General features: G+C 44.9%; 18 protein-coding genes. 7 read left to right on the top strand and 11 right to left on the bottom strand.

All coding sequences use genetic code 11. The features are described 5' to 3' along the window. Positions 1-139 precede the first annotated feature (139 nt). Together FCL46_RS26670 and FCL46_RS26675 are read right to left on the bottom strand one after the other, a co-directional pair. Positions 140-1,507, bottom strand: coding sequence for a tRNA nucleotidyltransferase/poly(A) polymerase-related protein (locus tag FCL46_RS26670; RefSeq protein ID WP_136808621.1), 1,368 nt, complete (start codon positions 1,505-1,507; stop codon positions 140-142). 9 nt (positions 1,508-1,516) lie between these two features. After that, the gene (locus FCL46_RS26675; protein WP_136808620.1) at positions 1,517-2,503 is read right to left on the bottom strand and encodes an NAD(P)H-dependent flavin oxidoreductase; all 987 of its coding nucleotides are present in this window, start codon (positions 2,501-2,503) and stop codon (positions 1,517-1,519) included. Positions 2,504-2,772: 269 nt separating this feature from the next. Between FCL46_RS26675 and hisS the strand changes: the two genes are divergently transcribed. Then, complete coding sequence (hisS, locus tag FCL46_RS26680) at positions 2,773-4,020, top strand: histidine--tRNA ligase (RefSeq protein ID WP_136808619.1); 1,248 nt, start codon at positions 2,773-2,775, stop codon at positions 4,018-4,020. Positions 4,021-4,169: 149 nt separating this feature from the next. Beyond that, positions 4,170-5,954 (top strand): aspartate--tRNA ligase, encoded by a 1,785-nt coding sequence (aspS, locus tag FCL46_RS26685; protein WP_136808618.1) that lies wholly within the window; start codon positions 4,170-4,172, stop codon positions 5,952-5,954. A gap of 88 nt (positions 5,955-6,042) precedes the next feature. On the opposite strand, the gene FCL46_RS26690 is transcribed toward aspS, so the two are convergent. Then, a complete protein-coding gene (locus tag FCL46_RS26690; RefSeq protein WP_136808617.1) occupies positions 6,043-6,276 on the bottom strand; it encodes a hypothetical protein in 234 nt (77 codons plus the stop codon). 306 nt (positions 6,277-6,582) lie between these two features. Here FCL46_RS26690 and FCL46_RS26695 point away from each other — a divergent pair, with 306 nt between their 5' ends. Then, positions 6,583-6,840, top strand: a complete 258-nt coding sequence (locus FCL46_RS26695; protein WP_136808616.1) for a hypothetical protein — start codon at positions 6,583-6,585, stop codon at positions 6,838-6,840. Between the two features lie 103 nt (positions 6,841-6,943). Here the strand turns inward: FCL46_RS26695 and hslO are convergent, their stop codons facing one another. Then, entirely contained in the window at positions 6,944-7,828 is an 885-nt protein-coding gene (hslO, locus tag FCL46_RS26700) for an Hsp33 family molecular chaperone HslO (protein WP_136808615.1), read from the bottom strand. Between the two features lie 297 nt (positions 7,829-8,125). Between hslO and FCL46_RS26705 the strand changes: the two genes are divergently transcribed. Beyond that, positions 8,126-8,692 (top strand): chalcone isomerase family protein, encoded by a 567-nt coding sequence (locus FCL46_RS26705; RefSeq protein ID WP_136808614.1) that lies wholly within the window; start codon positions 8,126-8,128, stop codon positions 8,690-8,692. Between the two features lie 255 nt (positions 8,693-8,947). Here the strand turns inward: FCL46_RS26705 and FCL46_RS26710 are convergent, their stop codons facing one another. The 3 genes from FCL46_RS26710 to FCL46_RS26720 all read right to left on the bottom strand — a co-directional run bounded on the left by FCL46_RS26710 (position 8,948) and on the right by FCL46_RS26720 (position 11,108). Beyond that, positions 8,948-9,577 carry an NAD(P)-dependent oxidoreductase gene (locus FCL46_RS26710; protein WP_136808613.1) on the bottom strand — a complete coding sequence of 210 codons (630 nt, stop codon included), beginning with the start codon at positions 9,575-9,577 and terminating at the stop codon, positions 8,948-8,950. 8 nt (positions 9,578-9,585) lie between these two features. Then, positions 9,586-10,023 (bottom strand): hypothetical protein, encoded by a 438-nt coding sequence (locus FCL46_RS26715; protein ID WP_136808612.1) that lies wholly within the window; start codon positions 10,021-10,023, stop codon positions 9,586-9,588. 275 nt (positions 10,024-10,298) lie between these two features. Beyond that, positions 10,299-11,108: a sulfite exporter TauE/SafE family protein gene (locus tag FCL46_RS26720; RefSeq protein ID WP_136808611.1), complete on the bottom strand. Its 810-nt coding sequence runs from the start codon at positions 11,106-11,108 to the stop codon at positions 10,299-10,301. 970 nt (positions 11,109-12,078) lie between these two features. Between FCL46_RS26720 and FCL46_RS26725 the strand changes: the two genes are divergently transcribed. Continuing rightward, positions 12,079-16,536 (top strand): S8 family peptidase, encoded by a 4,458-nt coding sequence (locus tag FCL46_RS26725; protein ID WP_167505946.1) that lies wholly within the window; start codon positions 12,079-12,081, stop codon positions 16,534-16,536. Positions 16,537-16,572: 36 nt separating this feature from the next. Here FCL46_RS26725 and FCL46_RS26730 read toward each other — a convergent pair whose 3' ends face one another. The 4 genes from FCL46_RS26730 to FCL46_RS26745 form a co-directional block, all read right to left on the bottom strand. Further along, positions 16,573-17,196 (bottom strand): zinc ribbon domain-containing protein, encoded by a 624-nt coding sequence (locus FCL46_RS26730; RefSeq protein ID WP_228723291.1) that lies wholly within the window; start codon positions 17,194-17,196, stop codon positions 16,573-16,575. Positions 17,197-17,525: 329 nt separating this feature from the next. Beyond that, a complete protein-coding gene (hrpB, locus tag FCL46_RS26735) occupies positions 17,526-20,066 on the bottom strand; it encodes an ATP-dependent helicase HrpB (protein ID WP_136808609.1) in 2,541 nt (846 codons plus the stop codon). A gap of 27 nt (positions 20,067-20,093) precedes the next feature. Beyond that, positions 20,094-20,444 (bottom strand): cupin domain-containing protein, encoded by a 351-nt coding sequence (locus FCL46_RS26740; RefSeq protein WP_136808608.1) that lies wholly within the window; start codon positions 20,442-20,444, stop codon positions 20,094-20,096. A 109-nt stretch (positions 20,445-20,553) separates the two neighbouring features. Continuing rightward, positions 20,554-21,459, bottom strand: a complete 906-nt coding sequence (locus FCL46_RS26745) for a DMT family transporter (RefSeq protein ID WP_228723292.1) — start codon at positions 21,457-21,459, stop codon at positions 20,554-20,556. A gap of 784 nt (positions 21,460-22,243) precedes the next feature. Between FCL46_RS26745 and FCL46_RS26750 the strand changes: the two genes are divergently transcribed. Continuing rightward, positions 22,244-23,233, top strand: a complete 990-nt coding sequence (locus FCL46_RS26750) for a dihydroorotate dehydrogenase-like protein (protein ID WP_136808607.1) — start codon at positions 22,244-22,246, stop codon at positions 23,231-23,233. Positions 23,234-23,317: 84 nt separating this feature from the next. Next, positions 23,318-24,640: an electron transport complex subunit RsxC gene (rsxC, locus tag FCL46_RS26755; protein ID WP_136808606.1), complete on the top strand. Its 1,323-nt coding sequence runs from the start codon at positions 23,318-23,320 to the stop codon at positions 24,638-24,640. Positions 24,641-24,689 lie beyond the last annotated feature (49 nt).

A 24,689-nucleotide genomic window follows, 5' to 3' on the forward strand; every position in this document is an offset into this window, starting at 1 on the left:
TAATATTTGCACTAGACCAAAATGGAATTTATATAAAAAATAATATCCATGAATATCAAAATCTTACGTGACATTCAAAGTCTTTTATAATACAGGCAGGAAGAAGTGTCAAGGTGGGCGTGTTGGTCGAGAGAGGCGTTTATTTCTTGAATCCGAAGATGCCTTTTCTCGATGTGGGAGCGAACGCAGGCTTGTTTGATGCACTTGAATCACTTTTCGAGTCAGGGCGTTTTGGCTCTTTGTGCGGTTTGTGCGGCGTGTAAAGTATCTCGTCGTCGACATGTTGACCTGAAATGGCTTCAATGTAGCAGTGGTAGAAAAGAGAGCATCGTTTAAAGTAACTTTTCTTACGCAGCCATTTGGGCCAGGTGCCATTTTGTCTGTGATGAATAAGCGAGCTTAGATTGGTGAGCAGGGTAGTGATGTCCTGTCGGAGAGAGCGGCGGAGGTTGAGTTGTACGCCTAGGTCGCGATCAATATCAGAACGGATTCTTTTTCCGGTTTGAAAAAGAGCGGGTCCCTTAAGCTTCTCGGTAAATATACCATATTTTGCTTCCGCCCATGGTATGAGGATAAGGGCAAGCATAAAGAAGTCTGGCTGTCGTGAGCCTTTATTGCTCACGGCGACACTGTTTATCCGGTCGATGGTGCTGAAAATACTGCTCAGTTGATCTTTACATGATGTAGATTGGTCAACCGGGCTGTAAAGGTATTTGCGATAAATACCAAATAAATCGTTAAAAATTCCAGATTGGGCTGCCAGCTCAAACCAGGCTGCTGATGCGCCGCTATAGATGTCTTTTAGCGTCTCATCACGGAGGCGTGAGGGGGGACAGAGAAGAAGTTTATTGTGATTGGAACAGATGGCATGCCACGAATTGTCTTCGATGGTGAATCCATTTCTGGCAGCATGACGAATTGCCCGGATTGCACGTACAGGATCACGATTGATCCGTTTGTCGGGGTTGCCGACTATACGTATTATTGCCTTGTCGAGATCTTCAACACCATTTACGTAATCAATAATCGTGTTTGTTTTAATTTCGTAAAACAGCGAATTGATAGTCAGGTCACGGCGTTGAGCATCCTCGTCAAGAGATCCGAAAGTGTTATTCGGTGCAAGAACAGCCTCTGGGCCATCAAGATCATGCTCGCTCAGTGACCGGAGAGTCGAGACCTCAATGGCATTGCCATTTTTGCAGAAAACCTGGACAAGTCTGAACCTTCGACCAATAGCCCTGGAATTAGGGAACAGCTTTTTGAGTTGTCCCGGTCTGGCGTTAGTGCTGATGTCAAAATCTTTGGGTTCTTTGTCAAGGTAGAGATCACGGACACCGCCACCAACCAGGTAGGCTGAAAAGCCGGCCTTGTTGAGTTTGCGCATCACAAAAAGTGCATCCCGACTAATCCTGTCAATGGTGATCGGGTGCTCGCTTGGTGGAATGACCCTGCCTGCGAGCACCTTATCGGGTTGCGTGCCTGACGCGACATCCGTTGTTGTTTGCATGCTGTGTTATCAGATGGTAGGAAGGAAGCCTTTACCTTCTTTGAAAACGGATTCCGCTTGTTCTCTGAACTGTTTGAAGATCTCTGCAACTGGCAGAATATCTTTCATCTTGTATGTGTTGGCTCCTGCGAAAACAAGTCCTTCTTCAATGTTGCCATCGCGGGATGCCATGAGTCTATCGCTGATGCAGTAGTGATGATCGCATTTTTTCAGACAACGGTGGACACATTTCTTTGTAGAATGGTCCTCACCCTCATTTTTTGAAGAAACAAAGGGTGTATTGACTGCGCGGCCGGGCATGCCAACTGGAGATGAGGTAAGGACGATATCATCTTTTCCAGCATTAAGGTATGCCTGCTTGAATTCATCAGCCACATCGCACTCTTCACTGAGCACAAAGCGAGAAGCGACTTGTACGCCATCTGCGCCGTATTTATCCATCATCTCTGCCATCTCATACCCGTTGGTGATACCACCGGCTGCGATGAGGGGGATGTTTTTAACAACGTCCCTGATGGCTGGAAAGATCTCACGAAGCGGCTTGTCTGTACCGAGATGTCCACCTGCTTCAGTGGCTTCTACGATTACAGCCGAAGCACCGAGTCTTTCGGCAAGCTTAGCAAGTGCTGGAGATGAGACAATCATGACGATGGGCACATTATGTTCCTTGCCAATCTTGAAAATATCTCGAGAAAAACCGGCACCGGTGATTATCATGTCGACACCGGAATCTATAGAACACATGACCAGATCGTAAAAGTTTTTCATGGCGTACATTATGTTTACGCCAACAACTCCGTCTGTCATGCTCTTAGCTTTTTTAATATCGGCCTTAAGTTCTTCGGTGGGAATTCCAGAACCACCGATAATTCCGATTCCGCCGCAGGCTGCAACCGGGGCTGCAAGGGCAGAAGTGGAAACACGAATAGACATACCTCCCTGAAGTAGCGGGAAGGAGGCGGTAAAATTTCCTATGGTAAGCGACGGTAACTTCATGTACGGCAGTACTCCTTTAGATATTAATAATGACAGCAGTGTCGGATAATGCCCGTCTTGCAGATTTTTGTCAAGCAGTCTAATTGCACGGCAGTACGCGCGTTTTGGTGTTGCATACCAACGATAAGCGGGTGTTTTGTGTTATGGCGAGGAATTTGCATCACTTTTTGCCTGTGCTTGACAAAGTGGGAAAATTGCGTTTAATTTTATTCTTTTTTTGATTAAGAACTACAATAATCACTCTATTCCCAAATTGCGGAGACATTTTAGTGAAACTCAAGGCCCTTAATGGGTTTAAAGATATACTTCCGGCAGATATTGAACTTTGGCAGCGGGTTGAGTCCTGCGCCCGTGACGTCCTTGCACGTTTTCAGTTTTCAGAAATTCGTCTGCCTATCCTTGAAAAAACAGACCTTTTTGCACGATCAATTGGCGAAGCCACTGATATAGTCGAAAAAGAGATGTACAGCTTTGTTGATAAAGGCGTTACGATGCGCCCCGAAGCTACCGCATCGTTAATCCGTGCCTATATTGAGCATGGCCTGTATGTGCAAAGACCAGTGCAGAGATTGTTCACCATTGGTCCTATGTTCAGGCATGAGCGTCCTCAAAAAGGACGACTTCGACAATTTCATCAGCTGAGTGTCGAAGTGCTCGGAGCAGACAGTCCGCGGCTTGATGCAGAAATAATGGCCATGGGTTCCATGATTATGGAGCGTCTTGGCATTTCTGTAAGCCTTGAGGTGAATTCTCTTGGTTGTCCTGACTGTCGCCCACAGTATCGCGAGAATCTTTTGACATTCCTTGCTGAGCGTGAGGAGCATCTCTGTGATGACTGTAAGCGCAGGATTGTAAAAAATCCGTTGCGGGTTCTGGACTGTAAAAATCCGGTTTGCCGGGAACAGGTTGCAGATGCACCATCAATGGCTGAAAATCTTTGCGATGTCTGTGACGATCATTTTGCTGTAGTTAGAAAAAGCCTTGATACACTTGGTGTGAATTACAGCCTGAATAAATTTATGGTCCGTGGTCTCGATTATTACTGTCGTACCGCCTTTGAATTTGTCACTCAGGATCTCGGAGCACAGTCTGCTGTCGGCGGTGGTGGACGTTATGACGGGTTGGTTGCACAACTTGGCGGGCCGAAAAATCCTGGAATTGGTTTTGGCATGGGGCTGGAGCGTCTTGTTCTTTTACTGCAGCAGCAGAAGCAGGATGAGAGCAGACGTATTGAGCTTGATGTATTTGTTGCCGGTTTAGGTGAAAAAGCTTCTGAACTTTCTTATGGATTGGTTCACGAATTGCGACAGGCCGGGCTTCGGGTCGGAATGGACCTGGATGGTCGGAGTCTGAAAAGCCAGATGAAACAGGCTGATAAGGCTGGTTCTGCTCATGTCCTCATTATTGGCGAGGACGAGCTTGCATCAGGAAAAGGTGTGCTCCGTAATATGGAGTCACAAGAGCAGCAGGACGTTGAACTCACTGCTGAAGCAATACACAAACATTTGGCTGGTTAGTACGCTTTTATCAACTTGATGCTGGCTGTTCAAAATAGATATATGAAAATACCTGCAGGGTCGATGTCGTGGTGGCGTGTCCCTGCAGAGTTTCTTACACTCTTTCATCCATTCAGGAAGAAAGAAAATTCAACCAGACTGACGATATCATGGAATCAATGGGAAGCTTAGTCCGGTCGCATTCCTGTAATGCACTCGGCAAAGAAAATATCGGTGAAAAAGTAACACTTATGGGCTGGGTCCTCAGACGACGCGACCATGGTGGTGTAATCTTTATTGATCTTCGTGACCGCGAAGGCCTCACCCAGGTAGTATTTAATCCGGAGACTAATCCGGAAACTCATGTCAAAGCTCATCAGCTTAGGAGCGAATGGGTATTGGCAGTTACCGGTACTGTAGCAGCACGTCCGGGTGATATGGCAAATCCCAAGCTCGCAACCGGTGAAATCGAGGTGCTTGTTGATGAATTGCGTATCTTAAACACCAGTGAGACTCCTCCATTTCCGCTTGATGAAGATACTGAGGTCTCAGATAATCTGCGTTTGCAATATCGTTATCTTGACCTTCGTCGCCCGGAGATGGCATCAAATCTTATCATGCGTCACAAGGCGGTTCAGTCCATCCGAAATTATCTCAATGCTGAAAATTTCATCGATGTCGAAACACCTATGCTGACTCGTTCCACTCCTGAGGGTGCGCGCGATTATCTGGTGCCAAGCCGTGTGAATGCAGGTAAATTTTACGCATTGCCGCAGTCTCCGCAGCTCTTTAAGCAGTTGCTGATGATTGCCGGAATGGACCGTTATTACCAGATCGTCAAATGTTTCCGTGATGAAGATCTGCGTGCTGACCGTCAGCCTGAATTTACGCAGATAGATATGGAGCTTTCATTTGTTGATGAAGAGCAGGTTATCAAGATCACAGAGGGCATGATTGCCAAACTGTTCAAAGATACCCTCGGTCTTGATCTGCAGCCTCCATTCAACAGAATGCCATACGATGAGTCAATGGCACGTTTCGGTACGGATCGTCCGGATGTACGTTTTGGTCTTGAGCTGACTGACCTTACCGAAATCGCTAAAGATTGTGGTTTTAAGGTGTTCCGCTCAATTGCTGACGGCGGTGGTACTGTTCGTGCGATTAACGCTAAAGGTTGTGCAACCTTCTCAAGAAAAGATCTTGATGATCTCACCGATTACGTCGTCAAGTACGGCGCTAAAGGGCTTGCCTGGGTGAAGATGAAAGCTGATGGAGAATGGCAGTCTCCGATTGCCAAGTTCTTCTCTGATGAGGAACGCGCGACCATCAATAGTGAGCTTGGTGCCGAAGAAGGTGATGTACTTTTCTTTGGTGCTGATAAGAAGGCGGTTGTTTTCCAGTATCTCGGAGAGCTTCGACTTGAACTTGCCCGTCGCCTTGACCTGCTTAAAAAGGATGAATTTAATTTCATCTGGGTTACCGACTTTCCACTTGTTGAGTATGACGAGACTAATAAGCGCTTTCAGGCGCTTCATCATCCGTTTACCGCGCCAAAAGAAGAAGACCTCGAAAAACTGGATACCGATCCTGGTGCAGTGTACAGCCGGGCTTATGATCTGGTTCTTAACGGTACTGAGATTGGTGGAGGTTCCATTCGTATTCACCAGAGAGCTATTCAGGCGAAGGTGCTTGAAGCGCTGGGAATTGGCGACGAAGAGGCTGATGATAAGTTCGGCTTCCTGTTAAAGGCCCTGGAGCTTGGTGCTCCACCGCATGGTGGTCTTGCATTTGGACTTGATCGTTTGCTGATGCTGATATGTGGTTGCAGTTCTATCAGAGACGTCATCGCTTTCCCTAAAACCCAGAAAGCGACCTGTCCTCTTACTGAGGCACCATCGGGAGTTGATAGAAAGCAACTCACCGAACTGTATCTCCGTCCTGACTGGAAGGAATAATACAACGAAAGCCGGGATGGTAGCCAATCATCCCGGCTTTTCTTTTTTCCTTTTTTGTATCCCTTTCCTGCAAATGTCTCTCTTCTCTTTACCAGCCATATTCTGCAAGTTGCCTTAAAAAGAGATACGCTCCGCCCAGAAACATTCCACTCACGGCAAGAGTTGTCAGTAGGTATACTGTTACTTCTTTTGTTTTTTCGATTGCGTCAGTCAGAATGTTCCGACGCCATATCTTTTTTAGAAACGGAAGGAGTTCAACGTTTATCCACTGTGAATAGAATATCGAAGTCCGATCAATATTTGTGTGATAATGGTTCTGCATGGCTTTTCCTCCTTGGTTGATTTTTAAGGAGTATAGCCGGGGTGGGTTATCATATAGTGACTACCCTGTCATTTAATTTCACAATATTTACGATCTTTCAGCCTGTTGCTGCATCTTGATTCTGTTCGCCCAATGCCTACTATGTATCATAGCGGCAAAGCCTTTCGTCAGTTGGTTTACTATAAATAACCACTCGAGCCGGACGATATGTTCTCTCATGTCATTGAGCAGTTGACATGTTATGTCCGGAAAATTTGAACCACCTGGGCTTATGTGTCGCGCAAACACTGCAAAGGAGGTTAGCAGATGGCAACGAAAGAAGATATTTGCAGGAAAATAGAGCAGGTAATACCTGAAGCCGGTAAATGCGGAATAGATTATTCAGTTGAATACGACAAAATAAATCACGCCTGGTCTGTAGATCTGCAGAAGGGTGGACAGCATCTGAAGACATTCATTGAGGATGAAGAGGCACAGAGCTGCCTGAATAAAGATAAGTGTATACCTGTTGGTCTGCAAATAGGTCAGTTGAAGAGGAATTTAGGTCTGTTTAAGCATTCATGACAGAGAATCTGATCGATTAGCAATAATGAAAAGATAGTAGATGAAAAAAAACGGAGATCTGGCTGTTTGCACGCCGGGTTCTCCGTTTTTTTATGACCTTTTATCAGTGGATTTGTGTGTCTTCGGCCAACATTTTTTCAAGATCATCTTTGTCGAACGTGTAGGTATCTCTGCAAAATTCGCAATAGACTTCGGCACCGCCTTGATTTTCAAGAAGATCCTGGATTTCGTTTTTGCCCAGAGAAAACACGGCGTTTTCCATCTTTTCACGGCTGCAACTGCACTGGTACACCAGTTTTGTGTTGGCAGTTTGATGGTGCGGGATTTCTTTGAACAATATAGTGAGGATCTCTGCCGGAGACTTGCCCTGGTTGAAAAGCTCTGTTATCTGCGGTAACCCTTTAATCTGTTTTTCCAAGTTGTTAAGGGTGTTTTCTTCAATTGGAGGAAGGGCCTGGATGAGATAACCACCTGCTGACCTGACTGTGCCGTCCGGTTCCAGGTGAACACTCAATGCGACAACTGAAGGGGTTTGCTCAGATTCCAGCAGATAATAGGCAATATCCTCACCAATTTCACTTGTGAAGAGCTGAGTCATTCCCTGATATTTTCGTTTGCCGCCGATATCTTTTGTTACGGTGAGAAACCCTGCTTTGCCAAGACCAGTGCCAACGTCTATCAGTCCATTCTTTAGCGGGACGTCAGCACGGGGGTGAGCCACATAGCCACGACTCCAGCCGTCATAACCTGCTTCAGTGATGATTTTTCCAAGCGGGCCACTACCTTCAAATTTCAGCTGTACGTATTGACCATCTTTTAGCAGCGCGGCAAGAAGTATGGAGCCGGTGAGCGCACGCCCAAGAGCTGCTGCGGCAGTTGGGCCAACATCATGTTTTCTGCAGGCTTCATTAACAAGTTGTGTGGTGTCGCAGGCGAGTCCGAAGAACTTTCCGTCATCGGCTATCGCTCTGTGGAGTATATCTGTCATATCGAGTATTAAAGAGGAATATTAAAGGGGAAAAATGGTTCATTACAAGCTTTGTATGTATAAGCACGTTGCCTGTTTGAGGCAAATTAAAGATGGCTGAGTGTGTCGAAATTACTTCAGCTCTGAGCTGTGATACCTCATTTTACATACAGCGATAAGGATTTTTTAATTATATATCCTTTTACGTGTAAAAAGAAACGAAGGAAATCGTTTAAATATCGTTATAATTACGGTATAAGATGTTTTGTTTACTTTTACGTAAGAAAGAACTTTGCTGTTAACCAGAAGGAGGATTACATGCGTACAATTATTGCTGTCTGTCTTTTCCTGCTAAGTGTTATGCCAGCCTCTGCAAGGAATGTTGCAGGTGTTACAGTTGCTGAAACGGTTGAGGGAGCAAGTGGAGTCACTCTCTCGCTAAATGGAGCCGGTATCCGTTCAAAACTGTTTTTTAAGATATACATTGCTGAACTGTACCTGGAAAATCCTGCTGCCGAAGCCTCTACAATTATAGCGGACGAAGGCCAGAAGCGGATGGTAATGCACTTTCTTTATGATGAGGTAAGTAAAGATAAGTTGGTGGCTGCCTGGGATGATGGATTTAAAGGTAATCTTAGTGAAAATAAAAGAATGGAACTCGCCTCAAAAATTGATGAATTCAACCAGATGTTTGCTACTGTGAAAAAAGGCGACAATATTGTTCTGGATTATGTGCCGGGTACGGGGACTCAAGTGATTGTTGCTGATCAGAATAAAGGGTTTGTTGAAGGAAAAGATTTTTCAGATGCACTCTTTGCCATATGGTTGGGTGAAAAACCTGTAACAAAAGATCTGAAAAAGGCATTGCTGGCGTATAATAAGTAAGATGATTACCCCTAATCCTCAGCCTGTTAAGGTGAGGGGAGAGGCGTAAGGTGTGAGGCGTGGGAAGTCGAGAAGGGGCTATCCTCAATAACTGGTTATATTTATATCAATTTAGATAGAGCGTTGTCGTTTCATGCAGTTACTCCTCACTCCTGACGCCTCACATTATTTAGCTGAGCTTTGGTGGTAATCAGCATAAGTACTGGAATAGCATCAAAGGGCAGGTGGGATGACTTGTCCTGTCCTTTGATATCGTCAATAGATGAGCAATGGAGTGGTGCCTGTGTAGGTGTTTTGAGTAATTTCGCTGACGATAAAATCTGCGACATCCGCTCTTGAAATGCTGGTTGAAGTAATCCCTGCAATATCTGTAATCACCCTGTAATTTCCAGTCCGTTTACCGTTTGTCAGTCTCCCCGGCCTGACGATCACCCAGTCAAGTCCGCTCTCCATGATGTATTGTTCCTGAATGCCTTTATCCGCATAAATGGTTTTTAACAGCAGAGGGTTAAAGATTTTGTCATAGAGAAAACCTCCGTGTCCTTTGCTGTTTCCAGCGCCAATCCCGGTAACGCAAATGAGTCGGCGTACATGGTGCTCTTCCATCGCTTTAATTACCTCAATAGCACCTTTGGAAAATACTGTAACAGGTTTGAAAGTGATCGGGACACCAATGGTCATACAGACAACATCCTGGCCATGAACAGCAGAATTAACACTTGCACCATCACAGATATCACCGCGAAGAATCGTAAGGTTGGGGTGTCTTTTAGCAATTTTTGATGGATTTCTGACAAGTACAGAAACTGTATGGCCGGCTTCCAGTGCCTGATCCAGAAGTTGAGCGCCTATACCACGGGTTGCACCGATAATAAGAACTTTCATACAGCCTCCTAGTCAGTTAATCTCACTATACGTATTCGGTATCCGCGATATCGTTTGGCGAGTACCTGCATCATTATGAGCGGTCCGCAAATTAGAATAAATAATATCATTATAACAGCCTGTATTGCAAAAACGGCTGTGGCTGGAACCAGATTAAAAATCACATTTGCCCAGGCAAGTATATTCATAAAAAAGAAGAGCAGTGCTCCCAATAGTACAATTCTCCAGGTGAACGACCACCAGGCCCGCAAGCCAAGACCAAAGGGGATAGTAGCTGGAATCAGTTCGTCAAGAATCGGGTCAGAGAAGGTTTCGCCGCGGTGAGTTCGCAGAGCAATCTCTTTTTCTAAAAGTGCTAACCGATCAGGATATTTCTCTCGATTAACATGGTTGAGGCAGTCGTGTAACTGCGCCAGGCTGTAATCAACATAATTGGGTTCGTGCATTGGTCACCTTTCGGGATGGTGTGTAACAATCTGTATATATATGACAAAGTATGCCGTCTCACAGATTAGTGCAACAAAACCGTAAAGGGTGTTTAGGAGGCCGTCCGAGAATGGCCTTTGTTCCAAGCTCTTCGTTATTCTCAAAAAAACAATGCTCGCAGATAAGCAAAAGAGGTGAGACATATGAATCATATGTATGGCTGCGCTTGTTTTTTGCTAATGCCTCGATTTTGACCAAAATGCCTGTTTTCTGACAGACTCCTTGGTAGCTACATTTAGTATATACCCTGCAGCCATGAGCGAACAATAATATAGATGCCGAGCAGCAGCATAAAGATGAAGAAGAGTTGTTTAAACAGTTTCTCGGAAATCTTCATCCTGATAATAAGGCCCATTTTCATGCCAAGATACGATGGAACAAAGGCAATGGCTGAGAGGGTCAGCAATTCTGTGGTCAATAAATTATTTTTTTGAAGTGCCAGTGCGAGTGTTGTTGTTGAGGTAAGAAACAGTAATCCCATGGTCTGGATGAGTAGATCGCGATGAAGACCGAGGCTTTGCAGGTAGAGCACTCCGGGTATTACTGACGAGCCGGTTAGCCCGGTGATCAGTCCATTTAATGAACCAATAAAAGGGTTGAGCCACAATTCGGATTTACCAGGTTGGGGCAGCTTGCTGGCAGTAAGGCCGATAGTTGAATATATCAGTAAAATCATGCCGAGCAGTGCAGAGAGCGCGGTAATGTTAACCACTGTAATAAACGATGCCCCTACCCACACCGTGAGAAACGTGGCGAGCAAAAAAGACCAGCTTCGTGAAAAAACTGTTTTGAGGTGGCCACCTAGTAAGCCCTGGTAGATATTGGTTAATATTGAGGGCAGGATGATGATCGCCATTCCTTCTTTTAGGCCAAGTGTTGCTGTTATGAGAGCCAGCGCAATTGTTGGAAGACCTGTGCCGATAACACCTTTAACAATCCCGCCAAGTAGAAAAGAAAAGGTGAGCAGCAGGAGTATTTCAAGGGTAAGCAGGCTGGTCATGGTATCAGACGAAAGCTGGAGGTTAAGGGTATTTATGAAACGCATGTTATGTTAAGGAGATAAAGAATGAATACCAACTGCAGCTTGAGTGAGCTATATTTTTCGTAATCGTAAATTCTGTTAGTATTCATTTTGTAGTTCCCACCCTCGTATTTTCTAATAATCACAATTTACATCCGATGATCTGTAGATTTGTTACTTCCGATAATGCAGTCGGTGGTCCAAGGTTGAGGTGTGTTTATTTAACCGTAGGCATAAAGGTTTTCGAGGATAAAAAATGAATACACAAAACTGGTATAGTGACGCTACCTTTTTTGGATCAATACTGGAAGGGTTGCTCCCCTGCTTTTGTTTGGAAATAGGAGCAGTAATAAGTTGTCAGTAACATTTGGTTTGATCTGTTGTGGTTGTTCATGCATTTGATGAAGAACTCATTTTGAGGTAGGGCCTGATTCTTCTATGCTTTCTATAAACAGCGCAATATTAGTGGTTTCGTGACATTTTGATATTACAAAGAAAATGCTAGCGTAAATTTAATAGATAGTGCAGGGTGTGGTTGGAACAATCTGATATTGTACACTAAAAAAACATTTAGATTGTTAGGCTTTTCCTGTTGGGCTTTAGTCTTTAGAGAAGTTAATGCCTGAAAGAACTTCCTGACTAATCGTTGTGCAGCCCTAAAAGTTTTAGATCAGATGTTTGCTATTGGAAAAAAGGCTACTCATTAGGTTGATTACCTATCAAATTTAGCAAAACTATTTTTCCAATGAACTTCCAATGAAAAAATGTGATGACTAAAAAAAATCCTTCCCTAGTTTGCTTAGCCCTCTTGGTTTTACTCAGCATTGCTATTCCAAATGTTCACGCCGGAAATGATCTAACGCTATCGGCAGCTAAACAACTGAAACGAATTGAGAGAGTGTTGGAGAGTTCGAAGTCTAAGAATTTACGGGGGATGATTCACTCGTTGTCGGCGAAGAATCGCATCAGAGTGATTGTCAAAACTAAGCAGGATATGTCTGGTTCTACTCGCAGTACGAAAACAAAATATTCAAGAAAAAGACTCAAAGAGAAAAACCAGGAAGCTGTATCTCAGGTTACTAAAGGGTTTGATTACACAAAGGTTAAAGTAAAAGAAACCTATGCATATGTAGCAGCATTTTCTGCAGAAGTCTCATTGGATGGTTTAGAAGCACTCATTGCAAATGAAAATATTGCAGCAGTCTATGAGGATAAGAAAAACAGCCCCTCAATAGCTCAGGGATTATCTTTAATGAAGGGAAGCGTCGGCCGCAAGACTTTTGGTGGCGGAGGAGTATCAATAGCAATCCTTGATTCAGGGGTGGATTATAACCATCCCATGCTTGGAGGTGGTGGGTTTCCAAACTCTAAGGTCATTGGCGGCACTGATACTGGAGAAGATGACACAGACCCAATGGATACTCGTGGTCATGGAACGGCAGTCGCAAGTATTGCTGCAGGTTCAATACCGATAAATCCTGTTGGAGATTATATCGGTGGTGTAGCACCGGATGCGAAGATTTATGCCCTTAAAATCGCATACTCTGATGCGTACGCGTACGACTCTGATATTCTAGAAGCTATTGAGTGGTGCATTTCTCATCAATATGATGACCCTGACAATCCCATAAAAGTTATTAATATCAGTTATGGTGGAGGAGAGTATTTTGGGGAGTGTGATAATGCAGATGACGTAGGCCAGTTATATGCACAGACTATTGCTAATGCAGCCCAGGCGGGTATAGCCATTTTTGCTGCTGCAGGAAATGCAGGGTATAGAAATGCTCTTGAGTCTCCTGCCTGCTTTTCAGGAATTATATCTGTTGGTGAAGTCTATGATGCTGATATTGGCAAGTCTGGTCCCTGGGATATAGCTTCTGGGGAATGTACAGATTATTTCACATCTCCAGATCGTGTTGTCTGTTATTCAAACTCATCTGCGAATCTTGACGTATTGGCATCTGGTGGAGAAGTTGCAACAGCAGATATCCTTGGAGTCGGTGGGTATAATGATTCCGAAGACTATTATTCTGAGTTTGGCGGAACTTCTGCTGCGTCTCCATATGCCGCAGGTGCTGCTGCACTTGTACAGTCAGCATCTTACTCCTATCGTTCCCAGTTTTACTCACCATCTGAGTTAAAAAACATCTTATTAAGTAATGGTGATTTGGTTTTAGACAGCAGGAACAGTATCAGAACCCCGCGCGTGAATATTCATAATTCACTGAGGTCGTTTATTCTTGCAGGTGATGTGAATGTTGATGCGATGGTTGATTTAAAAGACAGCATCATTCCCTTGCAGATTCTATCTGATCAACCAGTTTCAGGAAAAATTTCTACACTGGGAGAATATGATCAAAACGGTAAACTTGATTTTAATGATGCCTTTTATGCAATGCATATTGATGGTGAAATCTGTTCTGATTTCTTGACGCAATTCTGCACCACAAGAGAGGTCTGTGAAGAAGCTGCCCGCTATTGGTATGACGAGGAATGTATTCCACATCCGAGCCGCGAGAGTGAGAGTAATGATTCTCTAAGTGATGCTGATAGAATAGTCATGGATATGCCGGTTGTTGGTCGTTTGAGCACTACTTCTGATGTTGATTGGTATGTTGTTAATTTAGATGGGCAGAGCGTTGTTCATTTTATTCTCACCACGACAGGCTACGATGCCGGTTACTTTATCAGCATCTATAATAGTGATGGCGATGAGCTGATCAGGTCAAATGTTGCTGTTGCAACGCCTGAAGATGAAGGGAGAGTTTTGGCTTCCTTAAAGGCTGGAACGAATTATGTACGTGTATCTCGCTGGGGGGCTGGCAATACAGATAACGTCCAGTATGGTCTGGCTATTGAACCTGCAGTTCTCCCTGATCTGCATCTGGTCGAAACGGAACTGAATGATCAAAAAGAAACAGCCAATACGTTTGATTTTGGCAACACTGTTATAGGTCAATTGAGATCAATAAGCGGCTTGTTGCAAGTGACGGCTGATCAGGATTGGTATGTACTGGAGACTGACAAACCAGATATTGTAACGGTTGATTTTACAAACTATGACACCACCGGTTTATGGTTCGAATACTGGTATCTTTCAGTATATGATGAGTACGATCAGGTTTTGTCTAAAATAAAAGTAAGACGAGATGACTCGTTCGAGGTTATCCTGCCAGCTGCAGGTAAGTATTATTGGAAGGTAGAAACTCCTGAAATATCGATTTCTTTATGTGCTCAATACTATTTGACTGTGGCTCCACGGGAAATGAACATCGATTATCAATTTGAAACAGAGCCTAATAACAACAGGTCTGTTGGAAATTCAATAGGTATAGATGAGTCAATACTTGGGCAACTGAGATATTCACCTAACGACACTGATTGGTATACCCTGCAGATTGATGAACCGCAGATTGTTACAATCCAGCTTGCTCCCTCCTCAGGTTCAAATTTCTGGAGAATGAAGTTGTATGATATTGATGATAACATGCTTGGCTATGCAGATCTTGGTGGTGCTATGGAGAGTGACACCCTTTATGATGTGTATTTTAGTTTACCGGGAACCTACTATCTCGAGGTGAGTAAGGGAGACAATACCAGCAGTGAACCGTATATCTTAACAATGATCCCGAGTGATAAGCAGCAGGGGATCGACATCTATATGGAATCTGAACCAAACTATACTCTGTTGACGGCAAATGAGCTTGTTTTTGAACAGGTTGTGACCGGCAACCTAATGCATGGTGGAGACAGGGATAATTATCGGCTGGAGATTGTTGGAGAGGAGTTTGTCATGGTCCGTTTGGATACATCAGTTCCTGCCGATGGATCGACCTGGGCGGTTTCGGTCCGGGATGAAAATGATGTTTTGATTTCCACCTCTCGAATTAGCAGTGGTGATACATTTGAAGTAGAAATCCCAGCCGATGGGAACTATTATTTTGTAGTCTCCGGTGGTAGCAGCATTCCGTATCTTCTCTCTGTCGTGCCGAGTGATGGTCAAAGTTTGATTGACCCTGAAGGAGAACCCAATGATGATAAAGCAAGTGCCACACCAATAGTGTTGAACCAGTTATTTACGGGCCACCTCATGAGCGAAGATGATGAGGATTGGTATGTTGTTACTACAGAGCAGCCTGAGGTGGTCGCATTTGAACTCACTGGCGAAGGATGGTTGGATAGTATATTTATCTCTGTCTATTCCTCTTCTGATGAGTTGCTTGCAGCGTATGAGCTTACTAACTTTTCAACAAGTTTCGTGGTGGCTTTACCTGAAGTTGGAAACCACTATCTTAAGGTTGTTAGAGGCTCTTCAGGAGGGGATGAACAATATTGTTTGACGGCTATTCCCTTTATAGGGCCTGATATACCACTGTTTGAGACAGAGCCGAATGGAACACTCCTTCAGGCTGATAATATCGAAATCGACCAAACTATCAGTGGTCAGATAATGAGTGAGTATGATCAGGACTGGTATATAGTTGATGTAAATCAGCCACAGGTTGTCACTATCCAATTTATACCTGAGGCTACTTCTTTTGACTGCTGGGTTGTATCTGTCCGTGATCCCAATGGCCAGTTGCTGGCTGTCTCAAATGTAGGGGATGGAGATCTCTTTGATGTGCATCTTCCATCAGTAGGTATATATTCTATTCACGTTGCAAGAGACAGTGATTCATATCACTGGAAAGGCCAGTATAACCTGACAATTGTATCCCATGAGAGTTCAAGTGCACCCAGTGTCGAAATAGAGCCCAATAATACACGATACGAATCGAGTCCTCTCGAACTTAATGTGACGATTAGCGGGCAATTAATGAGTTCCAGCGACTATGATTGGTACGAATTTGAAATTGCCAGGGCTGGCGTTGTTGAATTAGAGGTCTCCCCCCAGGAAAATGAGTATCGGGCATGGAGGGCATCAGTCTATAATGAGTCTGGAAGTTTGGTGGGTAATTTTAACCTTGAAATATCTACTACTACGTTAGATGTGTTTCTTCCAACTGCAGGTAAATATTATGTGAAAGTTGAGGATTACGATCGTTATTCGAATGGACAATACTATCTGAAGGTTAAGCTGTATGATGAGCAGAGTGAACCGAATATCGAGCGGGAGCCGAATAATGAATTCTCATCCTCAACGCCTATTGAGCTGAGTAATGATATATCTGGTCAGATAGTTTCGGACCGCGATTCTGATTGGTATGTGCTGGAGCTGGAGCAACCTCTTGATGGAATAGTCAAATTTACTCCAAAATCAGGCAATGCATATTGGCAAATGAGGATCTGGAATGAGGATAGTACTGTCCTTATATATGAGTCACGGGTCGGCGATAAGGAGAGTTATGAGGTTACATTCCCATCCTCGGGTAGATATTATCTCTATGTTACTGATAGTTATATGTTAGATACTAGTTCTTACAGTTTTCAGGTTGTTCCGGTTGAGCAGTAAATGTTTGGTATGTAATTATAAAGTCACTGTATTGCTCTATTCGAGATTTTTAAATTGTTTATATAGCACGACCGCTCCCCAGATTAGTGAGAGAATAAAACACAGTGTTCCAAAGGCTATACTGGTGCGGGCCAGAAGGTGATCATATTGCAGTAGTCCTGTTTCGGTAAGAATATACTCCCAGTCATGAAAACCATATGGTGATGAGTGACCATAGTTACCGCCGACAAGCGGCAGGGAGAGAGACCTTGCGTCATCAATATAGGGTGCCATATCGAAAAAGTTCTGGCCAAACCACCACAAGGCTACCGAAGCACCAAAGGTGTCTCGTGTCTGAACCAGCAAAACGAAAAGGCATATTACTGGTGCGAGCAATTGAAAAATGGACCCGCCCAATGATGTTATCAGGGAACCGAAAGGGCGGAGGAATATATGCCCTGCCTCATGAAACGGCAGATTGATCATATGCATAAATGAAATACCCGCAAAATTGCTTTCGATTGGTGAGGCTATAAACTGTATCGCGAACCAGAGCATGGCAGCATAGATGAGTATCCTACCGCCCCAATAAAAAACATTGATATCCTCTTTGGTGTAGAAAATAAGCTCAAGAAGGGTCGATGTTGATTTAGCTTTTTCTGTTTTTCCACCTATTGACACAGCAGGGTCGGATGTGTGTTGTTTCCTCTCCTGTAAAGCATGGAACTTTGAAAAGATGATTCCGCAGCGTTGGCATTCTGTTGGGCTGTCATTCTGGCTGTGGGAACATTTGGGACAAATCATATGCATAGGAAAATGGATGAGATATACAATCTGTTAGATAAAATAGTAGTTCAATTGATGAGGTGTTTTCAAGTAGTAGGTTATTGTTTATTCAGTTGAAAAGTGAGGATGATGGGGTAGTGCTCTGAATAGTTTGTATTTGCTGCGGGCACCCTGAATCTATATTAAATCAGATCTCTAGCTTTATTTCTATTTCAGTTTTAAATCTACCGCTTCTTTGATCGCGTATGTTTTTTCGTTTTCGAAGTAGCTTCAGCCTCCAGTGGGTTTTCCGGCCAGTAGTGTTTCGGGTATCGACCTGCCAGTTCTTTTCGCACTTCCGGATAGGTGTTAACCCAGAATGAGTGCAGGTCGGAAGTTATCTGCATCGGTCTTCTGGCTGGTGAGAGCAGGTGGAGGAGTACTGGTATTTTTTCATTACAGATACGGGGCGTGTCGATCTGGCCGAAAAGTTCTTGCAGTCTTACTGCAAGGATTGGTGGTTCGTCGCCATTGTAAGTAATTCGAATACGCGATCCGCTTGGAACGGGTATATGAGTAGGGGCCAGCGTGTCGAGTTGCACCTGTTTTTCCCAGCTAAGCAGGGAGAGCAGAACTGACTTCATGTTGAGATCCTGCAGGTGACCAATTTTACTCATGTTTAGGCAATATGGGGCGAGCCAGTCGAGGTTGTTGCTGAGAGTGTTGTCGCTGACATCGGGCCAACTTTCGGGTTGGCGGTGGTGAAGAAAGTCCAACCGTGCCTGCAGGTCACGTGCATCTTTAGTCCATGGCAGGATGCTAAGCCCGTTTAACTGTATACCATTTAAAAAGGCCGCTGCGACTTTCGTTGTGTCGGGCCGCTTGAGCGGTTTGCTGCTGAGTGTGAGTTTTTCTAAACATACATCTTTTGAGGCATTTACCCTGTTAGTATTTTCATCCCAGAATACACGTTCGAGTTTAGTGAGCAGGTGATTGTGGTGGGTGATGATATCCTGTTCTGTTATCTCTGCTGCCATAAAAATCTTTCCATCACCTTTTCTGGCATCAACCTGCGGGGCTACGATAAACCGGGTGCCCGAAAGGATATCGCCTGGTGAAAGCTCGGCCCCCCGACCATTTGCGAGTTTATAACTATATGTAGTGCCTGCGCGTAACATACCAATTCTGTCTGGAAAACCAAAAGCGAGCAGGTTACCAAGTTCCGCAAAGGCTACAGATTTTCGGTTATCTTTTGCCGGGAGTTTAGAGAACCATTCTCCTGCCTGCCTTAACAACCTTTGGCAAAGCTTAATATCAACATGACTTCCGACATTTTTTGTGCGGTTTGTATCAAGATCAGCAAGTATCCTGACCCGTGCTTCAATGTCAGCGCGACCAGAGTCTCCTCTGAAAATATCACGTTCTGTCAGCACCGCTGCAAGTAGGCATGCTGTCCATGAATGACCACACTCGACACCCTTGTGCAGGATTACACCAAGTCGTGGATGCACAGGTAGGGCAGCAACAATCTTGCCCGCCTGACTGATACGTTTTCTCTTATCGAGCAGGTCAAGCCGTGTGAGTAATTTTACAGCTTTTTCCCATGCTGATTCTCTGGGAGTGTCAATCCAGCTGAGTTGCTCTGGGTCGGTTATTCCCCATAATGCAAGCTCAAGGACAAGGTCGCTTAGATCCGCTTGAAGTATTTCTGGTGGTGTGTGAGCGAGCAGGCTGTGATCTACCTCTTTGGACCAGAGTCGGTAACAATGGCCTGGGCCGAGGCGTCCTGCGCGTCCTGTACGCTGTTGTGCTGACGCCTGTGATATGCGCGAGGTGGCCAGTCGTGTGAGGCCGCTACGCTGATCATAAACCGGGTGACGAAAGTAGCCGCTATCTACAACGCAACTGATGCCCTCAATGGTAAGACTTGTTTCTGCTATGGGTGTCGCGAGGATGATTCGACGTTTTTGCTTGTGAGTTTGAAATATCCTGTCCTGTTCTGTGTGACTGAGATTACCGTATAATGGCAGTATCAGAGCATCATTAATCTCATCTTCAATCAGTTTCTGGCACCTTCGTATCTCTCCTGCTCCGGGCAGAAAGGCGAGGATGTCTCCTGATGTGTTTTGCCAGGCCTTGCGTACCCCATTGAGCATCTGGTTGGTAATTGACGAATTGCTATTCAATGATGGCAGGTAACTGATCTCGACATTGTGGCTTTTGCCTTTAGAAGATATCGCAGGTGCATCTCCCAGGATTTCACTGATTCGTTCACTATCCAGGGTGGCTGACATGACAAGCAGCCGAAGATCGTCACGCAGTTCACAGAGATCAAGGCAGAGGGCAAGGCCTAGATCGGCCTGAAGATTACGCTCATGGAATTCATCAAAGATAACAAGTGCTGTATCAGACAACTCGGGATCGTGCTGAAGTTTGCGGATCAGTATTCCTTCCGTGACAACTTCGATTCTGGTTTTTTGGGATATTCGGGATTCGAATCGAGTGCGATAGCCAACAGTGGTTCCCACATTTTCGCCGAGCATTGAACTCATGCGAACTGCCGCAGCACGTGCTGCAATACGGCGAGGCTCAAGCATGATAATTTTCAGGCCTCGGAGTTTGACGCGTTCGAGAATGACAAGCGGGACAAGGGTGGTTTTTCCTGATCCGGTAGGTGCATTCAGCACTGCATGTCCACATGAAAGTGCGGACATGAGTTGGTCAAGAGTAGTTGTGACCGGCAGCTGTGAAAACTGCCGGATAATCGAGTCCTCAGAACGTTTCACGAGATAAACAGATCTAAGGGGAGCGAATTATATCTCATCAACACCTGATGGAATAAGGCAGATAAAGGTGAAATCTTCTGCACCACCATTCATGAACTGATGCTCTTCATTGCCGGGAATGAACACTGCCGTACCGCTAGTGACAGTTTGCCACTCGCCGTCCTTAAATACCCTGCCAATTCCTGAATGTACAAAAATTTCATGTTCCCATTCGTGAGCATGACGGGGGGTAAAGCCACCAGGTTCGAGCGTAAATACACGCATGCAGAAATTATGAGCTTCATCATCCTTGCCGATAACTACACGGCCTTTGACTCCCTGGGCAACTTCATTGTTAAAGTCGTGAGAGGGAGCGTCAGTGTATTTCAGAATTTTCATATTCATGTCTGTTTCGAGGGTAGGATTATGCTGCCATGAATGCAGCGAAGTAACTACGAATATATACGGAAACAATACATCTTCCACAATATTTTGCAATAATCAGTAACTACTTTCGTCTGCTTCCTGTAAATCCCATGTAGATTGCAGCCAGTGTAACCGTAACCCCGAGCCACTGGAGTGAACTGGTCGGGCGGCCGAAAATGAGAACATCCCATAGAAATGACAGCGATGGCTGTAATAGTAATATAAGGCCTGTTAATGATGCATTGATGCGTGGCATTGCGCTGGCAATCATTACCCACCCTATACATTGGCTGAAGAGACCAAGGCAGAGCAGAGCTAAGCCGCTTGAGACCGAAGGAATTGCAAATGATGTGTCAGTTGCAAGCATAGCAGGAGCGAGGCTGAGAGAACTAATCAGCGATATGAACATCAGTGGTGCGAATCGAAAATGTGTGTTCGGTGTTGATTGGATATTTCTAAGCAGAATGAGGTAAACGGTGTAGCAGATTGCAGTCATCAAGCCAAAGAATACGCCTAGCCTGTAGTTTGCTGATAAGTCGGCAAAGTTAAAGCCGATAACCATGAAGAGGCCTGTTATTGCAAGAGGCAGGGCGAGTAGAAATCGCTTTTTCAATTTCTCACCGTAAAAGACAACTCCACAGGCTGCCATAAGAAATACCTGAAAATTACCAATTATTGTCGCGAGTCCGGGCCCGATATAATTAATGCTGGCATGCCAGAAAACCAAATCGAATGCGAAGGCGATGCCGCAGAGTGTAATAGGGCGGATATGGGCCTTGGGGTATTTACGCAACTCACCGATTGCAAGTGTTGCTGGCAAGAGAAAGAGAAATCCGAAGAAGACACGGTAAAATGCCGAGGTCGTAGCAGGCACTCCTGCGACTTTGACCCAGACCGCTGAGAAGCTGATGAGGAAGGCGCCGCAGAGCACCATAATGATTGGATTGAAAAATAGTGATAGCGCCGAGGGTTTTGGATTAAAACGCATAATATGCACAAGGATAGGTGAGTGAAGGTTGTATTGGAGAGCCACTATCTTTACTTGGAAAAACTGTGCTGTACAAATGGGATTGCACGTTGTCGGGCCAGATCGGAGTGGCAAAAAAAGAAAAAATTGTGCATAGTGTGCGCTTCATAAACAATATTGAATCCTTCGGCAAAAATTTTTGTAAGATCTTGTTTGCTATGCTTAAAGAGAGTGTTATCAGGGTATTATCATGCGTTATAGGGCTGTTCTTTACGTGTGGTATATTTTTCATACCTTGACCAATGTTGGAAAAATCGGTAGTTAGCATCGATACAATTTTGATTTCTTGACTCGAGTTTCAGCGCTGGATGAGAGCTGCTCGGACAAATACTACATGTTTTTTATGGGTGAAGAAAGAAAATGAATGCTTGTGCTGTGTATGCGAAATTGTCTTTGGTGCACTGGTCGCAATTCCCGGTTGAGGGAGTTCAATCAGAATGCCGGAGAATTATGAAAAACTCAATAGTCTCGTGGCTGTTTGAGGATATATGCGAGGGTCCGCTCTTTATTTAAGGGCGGACCCTTGTCTATTTGGGAATAGAGGATTGACTGATTAGCAAGGGCTTTCAAAGCTATTATCCTTGCAATTCAACATGCTTTTTGTTACGCAATGCCAGTCGAAATGGTCATTCCAACTGTTGCACGGAGGAGGATGCAGTTCACGTGTAATTTAGGATACCATGAGATCAGAGTCATGAACGTATCTACAATTGAGCATAAAATATCTTAACTCGAGAAAATAACCATGAAAGATCTTTCCACAACATACCTTGGATTAGAATTGAAAAATCCGGTAATTGTCGGGAGCAGCGGGCTGACCAACTCGGTAGAGAAGATCAGGGGACTTGCAGAAAAAGGTGCTGGTGCCGTGGTCCTCAAATCGCTCTTTGAGGAGCAGATTGAGGCGGAGCTTGCCAGTAATATGGATAGCTATAATGCAGACTATCCTGATGCTTTTGATTACATTCGCAACTACACCCGCGGCAATGCTGTTGAAGATTACCTGACGCTTATCACTGAGGCTAAGGCTGCAGTTGATATCCCTGTAATTGCCTCAATTAACTGTGTCTCCTCAAATGAATGGATTTCGTTTGCCTCATCGGTGCAGAAGGCTGGAGCGGATGCCCTTGAAATCAACGTTTCATTGCTTCCAAGTGACCCGAAAGTAAAGAGTGAGCAGGCTGAGAAACTCTACTTCGATGTCCTTGAGAAGGTTACTGCACAGGTTACTATTCCTGTGGCGGTAAAAATGAGCCGATATTCTGCCGGTCTTGCTAATCTGGTGAGCAGACTCGCCTGGTCTACTGAAAATACAGTTGCCGGTTTTGTCCTGTTTAACCGCTACTACCGCCCGGACATTAATATCGAGACGATGGAGATGAAAATGGCTGAAGCTTTTTCATCTCCAGCCGAGATTACAGAGTCTCTTAGATGGATTGGTCTGTTGTCAGGCGAAATCGAGAAGGACTTTGCAGCATCCACAGGGATTCATGATAGCGATGCGGTAATAAAACAGTTATTAGCGGGTGCCACCGCTGTACAGGTTGTTTCGACCGTGTACAAGAATGGTCCTGAGCGAATCAGCGAAATCCTTGAAGGACTTGAGAAATGGATGGAGGAGAAAGGGTTCTCCAGTATTTCTGAGTTCCGTGGAAAGTTGAGTTATAGCAATGCCGAGAATCCGGCTGCATTTGAGCGTATCCAGTTTATGAAACAGTTCGCCGGTATTGTCTAAGCGGGTTGTCGATACGGTTATAAACTTGATGCGGGTAAATCCTTTCTTTTGCCCGTGTCGTATACCTTTCAGTAATAGTACACTATGAAATCTTTACTGACGTTTTTTAAAGGCGGTGTCCATCCGCCGGAAGCAAAGGGACAGACTGCAGCGCTCGCAATCGAGCGGATGCCTGTACCCGATGAACTTGAGATTATTCTCGGCCAGCATATCGGAGCACCCTGTGCCCCGACTATCAAAAGGCGTGAAGAGGTAACCGAAGGTGCAATGATCGGCGAGGTGACAAAAGGTCTCGGCGTACCACTGCATGCACCGGTTGCCGGCTCAATCAAGGCACTCGGGACGTCTGCACATCCGATGCGTGTTACGGCACCATCTGTTACCATTGCTGTGGATCATGAGGCTGCTCCGCTCGAGTATACCAGAAACGAATGGAGTTCTTTGTCTACAAAAGAACTGCTCGCTAAGGTACACGGAGCCGGAGTTATCGGAATCGGTGGTGCGGGTTTTCCTACCCACGTTAAGCTGAGCCCTCCTAAAGATGCTACTATCGATCAACTGCTCTTGAATGGCGCTGAATGTGAGCCGTACATTACCGCAGATCATCGGCAGATGCTTGAGCACGCTTCTGAGATTATCGAAGGTGCAATGATCATCATGAAGATTCTTGGTGTATCAAAGTGTCAGATTGGTATCGAGTCCAATAAGCCGGATGCGATCGAGGTAATGTCAAAGGCTGCAGCAGCAGTTTCTACTGGTGACTGTAATATTACTGTTGCCGGCCTTGAGGTGAAATATCCTCAAGGGTCTGAGAAACAGTTGATTGAAGCACTGACCGGGCGTAAGGTTCCGTCTATGTCATTGCCGTCAGCCGTAGGTGTTGTTGTGCAGAACGTCTCCACCGCAAGCGCAATCTACGATGCGGTTGTTCTTGAGAAGCCGCTCTATGAGAAGGTCATGACGATTTCCGGTAAGGGAATCAATACCCCGAAGAATCTTCTGGTGAAGGTTGGTACCAAAATCAGCGATATCATCGAATATTGCGGTGGAACCAAACCAGAGCTTGCCAAGATCATCATGGGCGGACCTATGATGGGCTTTGCTGTATCAAGCCTTGATATCCCGGTAACTAAGACCACTTCCTCAGTTCTTTTCCTCACAGAAGATGAGATCGATACCAATCCGCATTCAGCGTGTATTCGCTGTGGCTGGTGTCTTGATGCCTGTCCAATGGGACTGGAGCCGAAGGAAATCGCAATTCATGTTGAAGCCAAGCGCGCTGAAGATACAGCAAAGTTTGGTGTATTCGACTGTTTTGAGTGTGGCAGCTGCGCGTACATCTGTCCGGCCAAAAGGCCTCTGGTACAGTTCGTTCGACTGGCTAAGATGAAGGCAAAGCGGGATTAGTCCACAAGCCTGAGTGAAATTGGACATATGAGATTCATGAACGCTCATA

Source organism: Desulfosediminicola flagellatus (assembly GCF_005116655.2).
Taxonomy (GTDB): domain Bacteria; phylum Desulfobacterota; class Desulfobulbia; order Desulfobulbales; family Desulfocapsaceae; genus Desulfopila; species Desulfopila flagellata.